The sequence below is a fragment of the Rosistilla oblonga genome, assembly GCF_007751715.1.
Taxonomy (GTDB): domain Bacteria; phylum Planctomycetota; class Planctomycetia; order Pirellulales; family Pirellulaceae; genus Rosistilla; species Rosistilla oblonga.
On sequence record NZ_CP036292.1, the window covers coordinates 5,213,673 to 5,228,071 of the forward strand.

A 14,399-nucleotide genomic window follows, 5' to 3' on the forward strand; every position below is an offset into this window, starting at 1 on the left:
AAAATCAAATGCGAGTAGGGAGGAGCATGGTTTGCGAAGCGGTCTACCTGACCGTAGCATATTCCTCTCGCGGCGAGTAGCGCAGGGGAGCGTCGGATCATCGCAGCGGTTGGCAGCGACTTAGGCTCCGCGGTTGAGATGCTCCAACATCGCTTCGACCTCGTCCTGCAATTCGTCCAACAGCGCTCGGCACTCAGCCAATTTGTTGGCACGCGCGAGTTCTTCGAGTCGAATCGAAACCGCCACCACGCGACTGGCGGCAAAGACGTCGGCGGATCCTTTTAAGGTATGGGCTGCACGCGCCAACGATTTGCAGTCTCCCATCTGCAAGGCGTGATGGATCTGATCGATCAGGATCGGGCCTTCCTGACGCATCGCGCTGGTCAGCGGTTCCAACAGTTCCCAGCCGCCGTCGATTCGTTCGATCGCATGCCGCAGGTCGACGATCTGAGTCGGATTTGCCAGCTCCAATGGCGGCAGAAAGCGTTCGGGAGCCGCGGCGGCAGTGGGAGGTTCGCGGTCGAAAACCCCAGCGATCACAGCTTGCAATTGCGATGGATTGATCGGTTTGGAAATGTAATCGTCCATGCCGGCGTTGAGACAACGCTCGCGATCACCATCCATCGCCGCGGCGGTCATGGCGATGATCGGTGTATGAATTCCCAGATGGCGATCGCGGACTCGGATCTCCAGCGTCGCTTCGACGCCATCCATCTCCGGCATCTGCAGGTCCATCAGGACAAGGTCAAAGGGTTGGCGAGCGACCTCCATGACGGCTTCGATCCCGTTCCGGGCCAACGTGACATTGTGCCCCTCGCGGCTCAAGAACCCGATCGCCACGCGTTGGTTCACCAATCCATCTTCCGCCAACAGAATGTTCAATGGACGCTGATTGCCGCCGGGTTCTAGCGAAGGAGTCGACGCGGCGTGGTGGCTGCGAATGTCCATCGCGTCGAGAATCGAATCGAACAGATCCGACTGCAGCACCGGCTTGGTAAGATAACGCTGAATTCCCATTTCGCGGCACCGCTGCGAATCGTCGGCTCGCGCGGCCGAGGAGATCATGATAATCGGCAGCCCCTTCAACAGCGGCGACTGACGAATACACTCGGCTAACGCAAATCCATCCATGTGCGGCATCATGCAGTCGAGCAGCACCAATCGATAGGGATCCTCGGTCGACGCGGCCCGTTGCAGTTCGGCCAATGCCGCCGGAGCGCTGGCGACCAGCGTGGGGTTCAACTGCCAAGCATCCAGCATCTCGCCGAAGATCTGACGATTCGTGTTGTTGTCGTCGACGACGATCGTCGGGAGGCCACGTAGGCTGTCGAGATTTTCGGTCGGAGCCACGGCCGCATCGGCCAACAGGAACTCCGCCGTAAAATAGAAGGTCGTGCCGACGCCCACCTGACTGTCGAGCCAGATGTTGCCGTGCATCAGATCGACAAGGCGAGCGGAGATCGCCAATCCCAAACCGGTGCCGCCGAACTGCCGCGTGGTCGAGACGTCGGCCTGGGCAAACTCTTCGAAAACCGTCTGCACCTTTTCGCTGGGAATCCCGATCCCGGTATCGCGAACGGCAAACTGCAACCGAATCGCACCGGCGTCGAGGGCTTCGAGCGGCAGATGCGATTGACCGTTCGCCAGCGGATTGGTGATCGCGATCACTTTGGGATCGTCGGCGTTGGTGACTTCGACAACCACCTCGCCCTGCTGCGTAAACTTGATCGCGTTGCCGACCAGATTCACGACGATCTGTCGCAAGCGGACCGGATCGCCGGCGACTTGGTTGGGGAGATGGGGATCGATTCGGCAGGCGAGTTCCAAGCCTTTTTCGGCAGCTTTGACGGCAAGCGTTTGCACCGTGCGGCCGACGCAATCGCGAAGGTTGAACGAGGTCTCTTCGAGTTCGAGTTTGCCCGCTTCGATTTTGGAGAAGTCGAGGATGTCGTTGATGATCCGCAGCAGCGAATCGGCGGAATCCTTGATCGTCCGCAAGTAATCGCGCTGCTCGATCGAAAGGTTGGTGTGAGCCATCAGGTCGGCCATCCCGATGATCCCATTCATCGGCGTGCGAATTTCGTGGCTCATGTTCGCCAGGAAATCACTCTTCGCCTGGTTCGCCGCGTCGGCCGCCTCCTTGGCTGTTTTCAACTCCTGTTCGGTCCGTTTCAGATCGGTGACATCGCGAGTGATCCCGAAGGTCCCGACGATTCGGCCGGCATCGTCGCGGAGCGGCATCTTGGTCGACGAGCACCAACTGTCGGGGCGATCGGCCCAGGTTTCGCGTTCGATCTCGGCGACCATCGGCACGCCGGTCTCCATGATCTCCAGCTCGCTGGCCCGGGCGTTGGCCGCGTGTTCGCTGGTGAAGATATCGGCATCGGTCTTGCCGACGGCGATCTCCGCGTTTTTCCACTGAAACTTCTTCGCCATGCTGCGGCTGATCCGGATGAACCGACTGTCACGATCTTTGAAATAGATGCTGTCGGGGATATTGTTCAGCAGTGTATTCAGCAGATAGCGAGCTTTCTCCAGGTCTTGGTCCAAATGCTTCCGCTCGGTGACGTCCCAGAACAGCAACTGCACGCCGGTAATTTTTCCCTGTGCGTCGCGGACGGGAGCTTTGACCCGTTCGATCCAACACTCGTTCCCATCTTTCGCCAGATAGGGTTCGGTGTCGTGCAGAACGATCCCTTCGCGGATCACCTGTTGATCGTCCAGCTGGTACGCCTTGGCGAGATGTTCCGGGAAGATATCAAAGTCGGTCTTGCCGCGGAGTTCCTGCAACGTCATCTGATGCAGTTGAAGGTAGCGTTCGTTGGCGAACACTCGGCGGCCGTGCAAATCCTTTAAGACCAAATTGATCGGCAAGTTGTCGACCAGCGTGTGGTACAGAATCCGCGTCTCTCCCAGCGCCGAACTCGGATCTTGGGAGTCGATAAAAATTTCGCTCGGTTGCTGCGGCGGCAGCTGAGAAAACGTCGATTCAGCCGCTTCGGCGCGGCGAGCAATCTGATCCCAGGCTGCCAGCAATTCTTCTTCATCGGCAAAACCGTCGGTTTGTGCGACGAGTCGAGAGCGCACCTTTTGCAGTGCGGATTGCAGATCGAAAGGGCCGGTGGGATCGGTCATGGAAGATCTATCGCGCTGGCAGGATACTTCGCTTGGAATCTTTGCCGCAGTGTACCATCTGCGGTGCCGCTTGTACTCATCATCTGTATTACAAATCGGGGCGGAGCAGTGTTTCAATTTGAGCTATCAGCTGGCACGCGATAGCGTCCGGTTCTCTGGCCAACGCCGCGCTGCCGCGGGCTGGCGAATTCGCCCGAGCTGAAACACTAAATTGCCCTGCATTTCAAATATAGGACAGAGTCTCGCAGGTGACAGCAAAACCATCGGCGATCGGTTTGCGCCGCCGCGATCTCTCGCCCGCGGAAGTCGCCCAGCTCAGGTGCCCTTCTATTTGACTCCGCTTCGGGCGAATCGTTCACTCAAAAAGGCTTCTCGCCCTATTTACCATACCAGCCCCCGTCGCCGAGGGGGCCTGATTGTTATTGCCTCGCGATTCCCGTTCCTGCTACACTCCGCCCCCCAATTGTCTCGTCTATGCGGAGGGTCGCGCGTGCTCCGAAACTACAAAATCCGAACCAAACTGCTGATCGCCCTCGGATTGCTATGCGCGATTGTGTTGACAATTTCGCTCGGCGGTTTTCAGTCGATCTATGCCTATCGGCAACTCGCCAGCAGCATCAGCGATCGGGCGGCGGAGCTGCCGCTGACCAGTTCGCTGACTCGCGACGTCGAGCTGCTGCGGAACACCTACCACCGCATCCACGACCATTCGAGCAGCGAAAATCCGCTGGCTCGAATCTCGTTGACCAACGAACGCGATCAATTTCGGACCTGCGTTGCCGACGTTCGCTCTTCAGCCAACGCCTACCGTGGCGAACTGGACGCTGGAGACGATGAAGCGACAGTCCTTTCGGATCGGTCGCGCGAACGACACACCATCGATGCGATGTTGCGTGGGCTCGAACGCATCGACGACATCGTCCGCGCCGAAAACTGGGCGCTCAAAGAGATCGATTACGCCCGCTTGGAGATCGAGCTGGATAGCTTGGCCGATTCGGCGCAACAGCTGCCAACGTTTTTGCAGCAACACATGCTCAGCCTACGCGACGACGTTCGCGGCTTTTACCGCACGGCGATCGCCGTGATGTGGGGCAGTTCGCTGCTGGCGTTGGGAATGTTCGCCGCCTTGATCTTCCTGTTCCATCTCGTCGTCGTTAAACCGTTTGGGTCGCTGCTGCAGGGCAGCCGCACGATCAGCGAAGGAGTCTTCGCCCATCGGATCGAACTGGGGACCGGCGACGAACTGGCGGAACTGGCAAATTCGATGAACGACATGACCGCTCGGTTCTTGAGCACCGAATCGGAATTGAAGGATGTGATCGCGGGCAAAGAGGAAGAGATCCGCAATCGAACCAACGAAGCGATCCGCAACGAACAACTGGCCAGCGTCGGGTTCCTCGCCGCGGGGGTCGCTCACGAGATCAACAATCCGTTGGCGTCGATCGCGTGGAGTGCCGAAGCGCTCGAATCGCGACTGCACGATCAACTCTACGACACCGATTCCGACGGACCATCGCAACCGCTGAACAACGACCAATTGTCGACGCTGCGAACCAACCTGCGTCGAATTCAAGACGAGGCGTTCCGTTGCAAAGGAATCACCGAACACCTGCTGGACTTCAGCCGCTTGGGGAACGTCAAACGCGAACCGACCGACCTGAAGCACTTGGTCGAAGACGTTGTTGCGATGGTTGGCACGCTGGGCCAATACCGCTGCAAGACGATCCGTTTGGACTGTCCCGATGAAGTCAATGCGGCGATCAACGGCCAGGAGATCAAACAAGTTGTCCTGAACCTGCTGACCAACGCGTTGGAGAGCGTCGACACCGACGGAGCGATCGACGTCCGGCTGCGGCAACGCGGCGATGTCGCCGTGCTGACTGTCGAAGACGACGGCTGCGGGATGGATGAACACGTTCAGAACCATCTGTTCGAACCCTTTTTCACCAGCGGTAAAGAAGGGCAGGGAACCGGTTTGGGGCTGAGCATTTCCTATCGTATCGTCCAACAGCATGGCGGCCGGATGTCGGCGCAGAGCGAAGGACGGGGCCGGGGCGCCCGTTTAGATGTCACACTACCTCTTGAACACACCATGGAAGCCGATGTCCAAAAAAACGCAGCCTAACGCCGGTTTGTCGATCATGTTCGCCGACGATGAGCCCGGCCTGCAGGAGTTGATGGCAGCCGAATTGCCCCGCTTGGGACACACCGTCACCGTCTGCCCCGATGGGCTGACCGCGTTGGCGGCTGTCGAAAAGCAGGCTTACGATTGCATCATCGTCGATCTCGACATGCCTGGCATGAACGGGATCGAAGTCTTGCAGCGAACCAAAGAACTGCAACCGCTGTGCGAAGCGATCGTGCTGACCGGTAAATCGACTACCGAATCGGCGATCATCGCTGTGAAGTGCGGCGCCTTCGACTATCTGACTAAACCGTCGCGGCTGGCCGATCTCGCCACGCTCTTGGGACGCGTTGCCGAGCGCCGCCAGATCAGCAAGCAGATGTCGGCGCTTCAGTTGCGGCTGCGCCGCGCCGAGGGAGACCCTCAATTGATCGGCAAGCATCCGTCGATGGAGCGGGTTGCGAAATTGATCGCCAAGGTCGCGCCGACCGAAAGCACCGTCTTGATCCGCGGCGAAACCGGATGCGGTAAAGAGCTAGTCGCTCGCGCGGTCCACGACCAGAGCCGACGGGCGGCAGAATCGTTTGTCGCGATCAACTGTGGCGCACTTCCCGAAAACCTGATCGAAAGCGAACTGTTCGGTCACTGCCGCGGCGCCTTCACCGGCGCCGATGCGGCTCGCACCGGCATGTTCCAAGTTGCCGATGGCGGAACGATTTTCCTGGACGAGATCGGCGAGCTGCCGCTGTCGATGCAAGCCAAGTTGTTGCGCGTGCTCGAATCGCGCGAGATCCGCCGCGTCGGCGACAACCAAGTCGAAAAGATCGATGTTCGCGTCGTCTGTGCGACGCACCGAAATCTCGAACAGATGGTCGAACAGGGTGAATTCCGCGAGGACTTGATGTTCCGCATCAACACCTTTGAGATCGAAGTTCCGTCGCTCCGCGAGAGGGCGAGCGACATTCCGGAACTGGCCGCGCATCTACTGCGTCGCTTCAACAACGAACAACTGAGCGATGCGGAGCTGTTCACGCCCGAAACGATGAGCGCTCTGACGGCCCACGTCTGGCCGGGCAACGTTCGCGAACTGGCTAACGTGATCGAACACGCAGTCATTTTGTGCGACGCGTTGCCGATTCGCCCCGAACACCTGCCGCGTCACTTTGGCGATCGTCAGCTGCGAAAAGAGTTACGCAGCAGCGGCCCGATGAGTCTGCGAGAGATGGAGCACGTGGCGATCGAACAGGCGTTGGAACGGCACGACGGCAACAAATCAGCTGTCGCGGCGGAACTGGGCATTAGCCTTAAAACCCTGTATAACAAGCTGAACACGGTTGCTGCCGAAAAGCAATCGGCGTAATCCTCACCGTCGCCACTGCGCCGGTTTTCGCTTGTGCAGATCTTCTTTTATGAACACCGATTCCGCATCGCTTCGATCCAGCGACATCGAACTGGTGGAACCGACGCCGCAATTGCGGATCGTTTCCGATAGCGAAGCTGCGGAACTGGCTGCGGAGATTCCGACGGGATCTCCCTTCGCCCCCGGGACCGCGTTGCCGTTGGATCTGGTTGGACAACCGATCAGCTTCGAAGCGGGCGTATGGCGCGAGACGATGTTAGGCGGGCTGCTCGCCTCGCTCATCATGATCGCCTTCGGAATCGGATCGCTGCCGATCTTCCCCGTCGGATCGATGTTGATCGCCGGCGGCGGGTGCTTGTTGGGAGCGATGGCCTTAGTGACGCGGCGTCCGATGCTGGCGATGGCTGCGACGATCGGGAATCTTGCCGTGTTGGCGTTGGGTTTCGTGAGATCGTTCTGGTAACGGACCACGCTATCGCAACGGGATGAACCGCTGTTCATCCCCTTTCGCCCAAGCCGCTATTCGCTGTCGGTCAATTCACGGACAAACGTGACATCGGGTTTGGACCGCGCTTTGACTTTGCAGAACTCCGCGACGTACCGCTGCAACGCTTTTTGTTCGGGGACTTTGAAGCGATCCCCTTTCTGCAGGATCGGCTTGTATTCGTCCATCTCGCCAAATTGCCGCGTTCCCGCTGCTTGGCAGGGAAACCAATGCGGAACGCCTTCGGGATCGTGCAGCATAAATTCCGGGTAACAGTGACCGGGAATCCAGACCATCCGCGCCGGGATCTTTTTAGCGCGGCACAACGCGACAAACAGACTGGTGAGTTCCTCGCAGTCGCCGTGCCCGTCGTCGAGCGCTTCGACAGCCGATTTGATATCCCCTTCGCGATATTCGACGTGCTCGCGGACCCAATCATAGATCTGTTCGACCTGCTGCCAGGGCGTCTGGTCGGGAGTCGATTCGAATTCGGCAGCGATCTTGCGGATCTTCCCATGCCGCGGATCGATATAAGGGCTGCTGCCTAGGAAGACGCGTTCCTCGCGTTCGACCTTTTGCGGGACCACTAGATCGCTAGTCTCTCCGACACCTTGAATTCGCGTCTTGGTGACCTCAAAGGTGAACAGCGCGTCCGATGCGGTATTGGCCGGAACGTTGACCATCCGCACCCGCACTTGTTTGGCGCCGCCAAACAGATCGCGCGTATCCCATCGGTCGACGTAGCGGCTGATCTGCTGGTCGACAAGTTGAACGGTTTGTTCGGGCCAATCGGTTGGCACCGGAAACGTCGCGAAGATCTCTTCGCACGACGATCCGGCGGTCATGACTTTGACGCCCACTTGCCACAATTGTTTTTCGGGGCCGACATATTCCAGTCGCGTGTCGGCAACGGGACTTGAAGAGTCTTGAGCGAGAAGAGGCGAAGCGCAACATGCGGCACCGCTCAACAGCATCGTCCGCCGCGTGATCGAGAGCGGAGCGATTGGAAACGAGCGCCGATCGTCGCGCGCCATCGAGCGACGCGCGTCGGATTGGCGACGAGGATCGATAGAAGATTTCATCGGGCGTGGCCTGATTCGGGTAGGAACAAAACGTATCTCGGCGGCAGCGGTTGGTCGACGACCGCTACGCTCCGAACACGCAGCACAATCCATTTTGGTGGCACGGCCAAGCTGACCGGCTTTCTCTATAGTGATTTGAAGAGAGGCGGTTGTCGAGTCCGATGACAACCGTACTGCATTGCAGAAGCGTCGCGTGGATCGCGATTGCGGTCCGAGCAAGCTTTATTGATTGTTTGGCTGTGGCAATGTTGGTGCAGGAGCCATGTTGGTCCCGGGACCGTTGGGAACGACGTAACCACCATCGGAATACTGACCGGGTTGTGGAACCCCTTGAGACGATTGCCATCCACCTTGGTAGCTCGGCTCGGAATACGATCCCATTCCCTCGTAGTACCCACCTGTGCTGTACCCCGAATAGGCGTCGGTTCCGCATCCGCAGCCCGGCTCTGGTGTCGGAGCGTAGTCGTATGCGGGATTGACGGCAGCAGCGCATCCCGCACCACAAGGAGCACCGAGATTACCACCACAGAAACCATTACCAATACCGGTGCAGCCAGTCAAAGCGGCCAACGATACAGCGGCTACAAGCGTTACAAATCGTGCATTCATTGTTCTCACCTAATCCCATATTTTGAGTCAAAAACCGTGCAGCTTCTTTAAGCCGCACAACTCTAGGTTGTGGGATTGAGCGTGCAAGCAAGAATGAGGTTTTTTTGCAACATCATTGTTAGGTTTGATGCAACGGAGAAAGGTGCGGTGCGTTTTGTAAACATCCCGCGATCATCGAACGTTGTCGATGCAATGCATTCGATGAGTTCCCGATCGATCGCGACCCTTGGGGTCGTACTACTATTGACCGTGCTAAGTTCATCGGTCAGCCACGCCGCGCTGCTCCGCGAGGGGGACGAATATTGGGTCCTCAATTCGCGATGTATCAGCAGCGTTGCCTGCCGCGCGAACCTCGAAAATCCTAACCTCAAAGTCTATAGGTATCACCAAGGTCAAGGGCTGCAACACGACAGTGTGAATGGACTGTATACCCGCGTCGACGAAGATCACTCCTTCTTAAACGTGATCTACGTTCATGGAAATCGCTTCACATCGCAAGAGGCGATCGATCGATCGTTGAAGATCTACCGCAGCGTTAACCGGCGGTGCCACGATCAGACGAGAATCCGTTGGATTTTGTGGAGCTGGCCGAGCGATCCGATCTTTAATCCGTTGACCGATGTGCGGACCAAAGCGCAGCGAGCCGATACCCAAGCATTATATGTCGGCTGGCTGCTGCAGCACTTCCCCGCCCCCGACCGCTTGGAAATGATCGGCTACAGTTTTGGAGGCCGGATCGTCACCGGCGCACTCCACACCGCCGCCGGTGGCGAGATGAAGGGACGGACGTTATCGGGTCCTCCCCTCCGCGGCTCGCGAATCGGTATCCATCTGGTCGCCCCGGCGTTGGATCGGCATTGGCTGGCAAGCGGTTCCCGCCATGGATTGGCTGCGGAGAATATCGGCAGCATGAATCTATTCTACAACAGCCGGGATCGCGTCCTGAAACTGTATTCCATGGTCAGCAAATATTACAATCCGGTGGCGTTAGGATTTGCCGGATTAGGACAATTAGCGGCGAGATCGGATCACTTGCCGATCCAGATCCGCGCTCGAGATTGCGGCGGGGCGGTGGGACTGCTGCACGATGAACTGAAATATTTTGAACCTTGTTGCAACGTTGCCGAGACGATCGCAACAACACTTGATGCCAGCGACTCCGAAGTCATTCAACTGACGGCGGCGGATTAGTGGTACGTGGCTGCCGACACCAACTGTCGCGGCGGGCCGGTCACCGCGTTGGCCAGCCGTCTTGACGAACGCATCCCGGCAACCGATCCTGTTTATAAAGCCTTTCCCTTCGATCGACGGTTAATTTCTAATGTCTGATGCCCCGCATAAAATCTCGCACTCGACGATCAGCACGCTGCATCATATCCATAAGAAGTTGACCGAACTCAACAGCCAGATCGGCCGCGGGCCGCGACAATTGAAAGCTGGCATCGCCGCAATCGAATCTTTAAAGCAGGCGGAACTGCAGGCGCAAGAGACGCTGAAACAAGCCAAACTGGCGTGCGACAGCAAGCAGTTGCAGTTGAAAGAACGCGAGCAGCGCGTTGTCGATATACAAAATAAACTGAACACCGCGGCCAGCAATCGCGAATTCCAGACCTTCAAAGAACAGATCGCCGCCGACCAACAGGCCAACGGCGTACTGGCCGACGAGATTCTCGAAGCGATGGAAAAGATCGATCGTCTGGGCGAAGAACTTCGCCAGCGAACCGCCGAACTAAAACAGCGGTCCGACGATCACGCCAAGCTGCAGAGCGAAGTCGACGCCCGCGTCGCCACCGCAAGCAGCGAACGCGACCGGGTACTGGAGGAACTGGCGACCGCCGAAGAGCAGTTGCCCGAAGATGCTGTCGATATCTACCAGCGTTTGATCCGCAGCCAAGGCGAAGATGGCCTGGCGCCGGTCGAGGGACAATCGTGCGGCAACTGTGGCGCTACGTTTGCCCCACAGGTTCTCAATCGACTGATGCTGTCGCACTTCATCTGTTGCCCGACCTGCGGTGCGATTCTTTACATGACCGCCGATTCGGTTCCCGAATAACGCTTTCTCCAATCGCTAGACGGTCGATCTCATGAATTCCCAACTTGGAAACCGCCACAACACGCTTCCGTCGACGCTCAGCAAAGCCGTCCTTACGATGCAGATCATCTCGATCGCGTTGTTGTTTGGCGCGATCAACATCGCGGTGATCCTTGTCGTCATGACGATGATGCGCGACGACGCGGTCCTCAAAACCAATCTCGATCCGCTGGTGATCGTCGTCCTGGGCGTAGCGGTGATGAGTACCGTCGTCTCGGTCGTCCTACCGTCGATGTTGCGAAGGTCGGCGGAACAACACGCGTCGGAGGCCCGCAAATTACGCGACGACGCGAACCATCCGACGATCGATCCCTTGGCTCCGTTAACCGAACCCGAAGCGTTGATGTTGACCCGTTATCAAACCGCGCACATCGTTGGTGCGGCGTTGCTGGAAGGCCCCGCCATGCTGGCCGCTGTGGTCTTTTTCATAACATCCAACGCGATCTGCTTGGGGATCGCCGTCTTCATGATCCTGTTGTTAGCGACGCGAGTCGCGACGCAAAGCAAGGTGGTCACTTGGATGGAACACACGATTCGGCACGCCGCTTAATTCGATAGCAACGCGTCGCGCAAAATCTGCACCGGATGTTCCGCCTTGCGACCGGTGCCGTCGGCGATCTGATGACGACAACTGGTCCCCGGCGCGGCGATCAGGTTCTCCTCGGGCTCCTTGCGGACCGTCGGAAACAGCACCAGTTCCCCGATCTGCATCGATAGATCGTAGTGCTCGGTCTCGTAACCAAACGAGCCCGCCATCCCGCAGCACCCCGATGGGATCAATCGCACGGTGTAGTTCCGCGGCAATTGAAGCATCCGCACCGTCGGTGCCAGGGATGTCAACGCCTTTTGATGACAGTGACCGTGCAGACGAATCGTCCGCTTGTCGTCGCGGAAAGCATCCGATTTGATCCGCCCGGCATCCATCTGCTGAGCCAAAAACTCATCGATCATCAGACAGTGTTCGCTCATCTTTGCGGCGGCATCCCGCAATTCGCCGCGAACCAATTCGGGATATTCGTCGCGGAAGCTGAGCAGCGCCGACGGTTCGACCCCGACCAGCGGAAGGTCTGCGCTGACGCGATCTTTCAGCAGGCGAACGTTCTCTTCGGCGACGTCGCGAGCCTGCCGCAACAGTCCCTTCGACAACGCCGCGCGTCCGCTCTCGCGATGCTCGGGGATCTCGACAGCAAAACCGAGACGCTCCAGCAGTTCGATCGCCGCGATTCCGACAGGCGTATCGTTGTAGTTGGTGAATTCGTCGCAGAAAAACAGCACGCGACCGTTTTGTCCGGCGGATGGGTGCGGCGTGTGCGTGGCAAACCAGCGACTCAGGGTCGTGCGATGCATCGTCGGCAGCGAACGCTTGGGAGCAAAACCGGCGAAGCGTTTGAAGATCCGAGAGGTCACGCGGTTGCGAACGATGAAGTTGAACATCCACGGGGCGTAGGCTGCCAGTTGGCTGTTGCGAGCGAAGTTGGCGATCAGTTTCGCCCGTCGCGGAACCCCGTGAGCATCGTAATAGCCTTGCTGGAACTCCGCCTTCAGCTTCGCCACGTCGACGTTCGACGGACACTCTCGCTTGCAGCCCTTGCACGACAGACAAAGATCCATCACCTCGCGGACCTCTTCGCTGTCGAACGGGAACCGCTTGCCATCGGCTGCCGTCAGGACGTGCCGCAGCATGTTCGCCCGCGCCCGCGTCGTATCCTGTTCGTTGCGAGTCGCCATGTAGCTGGGGCACATCGTTCCGCCGGACAGCTGTGTCTTGCGGCAGTCTCCCGCACCATTGCACAGCTCCGCCGCTCGCAAGACACCCTCGACACCGCTGAAGTCCAACACGGTTGGAACGTCGGGAGTCGCTTGGCCCGGCTTGTATCGCAGGCTCGAATTCATCGGCGGCGTGTCGACGATCTTGTTCGGGTTGAAGATGTTCTGCGGATCCCACAACCGTTTGACCTGCCGGATCACTTCGTAGTTCTTCGGCCCGATCATCTGCTGCAGAAACTCGCCGCGGAGCCGGCCATCGCCATGCTCTCCACTGAGCGAACCGCGGTACTCTTTCACCAAATCGGCGATCTCTTGCGCGACGTCGCGGAACTGTTGGTTGCCGGCGTCGGTCTTCAAGTTGATGATCGGTCGCAGATGGATCTCGCCCGATCCGGCGTGCGCATAATGCACACACTCCAGACCATGTTTGGTTTTCAATCGTCGATTGAACTCGGCGATAAACTCTGGCAGATCCTCGATCGCAACCGCGGTATCTTCGATCACGGCCAGCGGTTTGGCATCGCCGACGACGTTGCTAAGGATTCCCAATCCCGCTTTCCGCAGATCCCAGACCTTGTTTGTGTCGTCGCCGGTCAAGATGGGAAAGTGGTATCCCAAACCGGCAGCTTTCATTTCAGCCACCAATTTATCAGCCGCCGCGACGGCTTGTTCGTCGGTCTCGGCGCGGAACTCGATCGCTAGAATCGCTCCCGGTGTTCCGTCGACAAAACTCATGTTGGCGCGTTGTTCTATATTCCGCGCCGCACCGCTCAACACAAAGTGATCGACGAGTTCGCACGCGAAGATCGAATGTTTGACGGCCAGCAACGTCGCCCGCAGCGATTCGTCGACCGTTTCGAAATGGGGGCACAACAGCGCCGATGCCGGTGGCGGCAACGGCGTGCAGCGAACCTTGATCTCGGTAGCGAAGAAGAGCGTCCCCTCGGAACCGGCCAACAGTTTGCAGAAGTCGAACTGTTTGTCGGACGCCGCATCGGCAGGGGCCAACGGGGCAGCATCCATCAACAGATCGACAGCGTATCCCGTGTTGCGTCGCGGAATCTGCGGCTTGGGAAATTCGCGTTGGATCTCTTCGCGCACCTCCGCTTGGCTCAACAGATCGCGAATCCCGCGATAGATCTGCGATTCCAACGAATCGTTTTCGGGGGCGCACTTCGCCTGGAACTCTTCGTCGCTGAGCGCGGTAAAGGTCGCTTCGCTGCCATCGCTCAAGAAGCCACGGACTTCCAACACATGTTCGCGGGTGCTGCCGTAGACGATCGAATTCGATCCACACGAATTGTTGCCAAACATCCCGCCCAACATCGCTCGATTCTGCGTCGATGTCTCGGGACCAAACAGCACGCCGTGCGGTCGCAGCGCCATGTTCAATTCGTTGCGAATCACTCCCGGTTGCACGCGAGCCCAGCCCGCATCCGCATCGATCTCCAGGATCTTCGTGAAGTGGCGGGAGATGTCGACGACGATTCCCGCCCCGACAACCTGGCCAGCCAGCGAGGTCCCGGCGGCGCGAGGGATCAGCCCGATCTTGTGTTTTCCGGCGAACAGGATCAAGCGACGGATGTCGGCTTCGGTCGTTGGGATCGCAACGGCCAGCGGCGTTTCCTGATACAGCGACGCGTCGGTCGAATAGACAGTCCGCGCGACCGCGTCGATCCGCAGCTCTCCGTCCATCTGCGACTGAAGTTCTACTAGCGATGACTGAAGATTATCGTGCATAGATT

The 14,399-nt window shown here is 58.4% G+C and carries 10 protein-coding genes; 6 read left to right on the forward strand and 4 right to left on the reverse strand.

Going from position 1 to position 14,399, the window contains the following annotated elements:
• Nucleotides 1-120: 120 nt before the first annotated feature.
• On the reverse strand, nt 121-3,135 hold the full coding sequence (locus tag CA51_RS18445) for a response regulator (RefSeq protein ID WP_145122684.1): 3,015 nt from the start codon (nt 3,133-3,135) through the stop codon (nt 121-123).
• A 490-nt stretch (nt 3,136-3,625) separates the two neighbouring features.
• Between CA51_RS18445 and CA51_RS18450 the strand changes: the two genes are divergently transcribed.
• The 3 genes from CA51_RS18450 to CA51_RS18460 are packed head-to-tail and all read left to right on the forward strand — an operon-like array spanning nt 3,626 to nt 7,083.
• On the forward strand, nt 3,626-5,260 hold the full coding sequence (locus tag CA51_RS18450; protein WP_145122685.1) for a sensor histidine kinase: 1,635 nt from the start codon (nt 3,626-3,628) through the stop codon (nt 5,258-5,260).
• Nucleotides 5,261-5,267: 7 nt separating this feature from the next.
• Nucleotides 5,268-6,620, forward strand: a complete 1,353-nt coding sequence (locus tag CA51_RS18455) for a sigma-54-dependent transcriptional regulator (RefSeq protein WP_145124242.1) — start codon at nt 5,268-5,270, stop codon at nt 6,618-6,620.
• 49 nt (nt 6,621-6,669) lie between these two features.
• The gene (locus CA51_RS18460; RefSeq protein WP_145122686.1) at nt 6,670-7,083 is read left to right on the forward strand and encodes a hypothetical protein; all 414 of its coding nucleotides are present in this window, start codon (nt 6,670-6,672) and stop codon (nt 7,081-7,083) included.
• 56 nt (nt 7,084-7,139) lie between these two features.
• Here CA51_RS18460 and CA51_RS18465 read toward each other — a convergent pair whose 3' ends face one another.
• Complete coding sequence (locus CA51_RS18465; protein ID WP_197451296.1) at nt 7,140-8,186, reverse strand: transglutaminase-like domain-containing protein; 1,047 nt, start codon at nt 8,184-8,186, stop codon at nt 7,140-7,142.
• A gap of 222 nt (nt 8,187-8,408) precedes the next feature.
• A complete protein-coding gene (locus CA51_RS18470; RefSeq protein WP_145122688.1) occupies nt 8,409-8,795 on the reverse strand; it encodes a hypothetical protein in 387 nt (128 codons plus the stop codon).
• A gap of 201 nt (nt 8,796-8,996) precedes the next feature.
• On the opposite strand from CA51_RS18470, the gene CA51_RS18475 reads away from it, so the two are divergent.
• The 3 genes from CA51_RS18475 (at nt 8,997) to CA51_RS18485 (ending at nt 11,437) form a co-directional block, all read left to right on the forward strand.
• Nucleotides 8,997-9,986, forward strand: coding sequence for an alpha/beta hydrolase (locus CA51_RS18475; protein WP_197451297.1), 990 nt, complete (start codon nt 8,997-8,999; stop codon nt 9,984-9,986).
• A gap of 130 nt (nt 9,987-10,116) precedes the next feature.
• Nucleotides 10,117-10,848 (forward strand): zinc ribbon domain-containing protein, encoded by a 732-nt coding sequence (locus CA51_RS18480; RefSeq protein ID WP_145122690.1) that lies wholly within the window; start codon nt 10,117-10,119, stop codon nt 10,846-10,848.
• 31 nt (nt 10,849-10,879) lie between these two features.
• Nucleotides 10,880-11,437, forward strand: a complete 558-nt coding sequence (locus CA51_RS18485) for a hypothetical protein (RefSeq protein ID WP_145122691.1) — start codon at nt 10,880-10,882, stop codon at nt 11,435-11,437.
• Here the strand turns inward: CA51_RS18485 and CA51_RS18490 are convergent.
• Nucleotides 11,434-14,394 carry an FAD-binding and (Fe-S)-binding domain-containing protein gene (locus CA51_RS18490; RefSeq protein WP_145122692.1) on the reverse strand — a complete coding sequence of 987 codons (2,961 nt, stop codon included), beginning with the start codon at nt 14,392-14,394 and terminating at the stop codon, nt 11,434-11,436. The two genes, CA51_RS18485 and CA51_RS18490, sit on opposite strands and share 4 nt — an antisense overlap.
• Between the last annotated feature and the right edge of the window lie 5 nt (nt 14,395-14,399).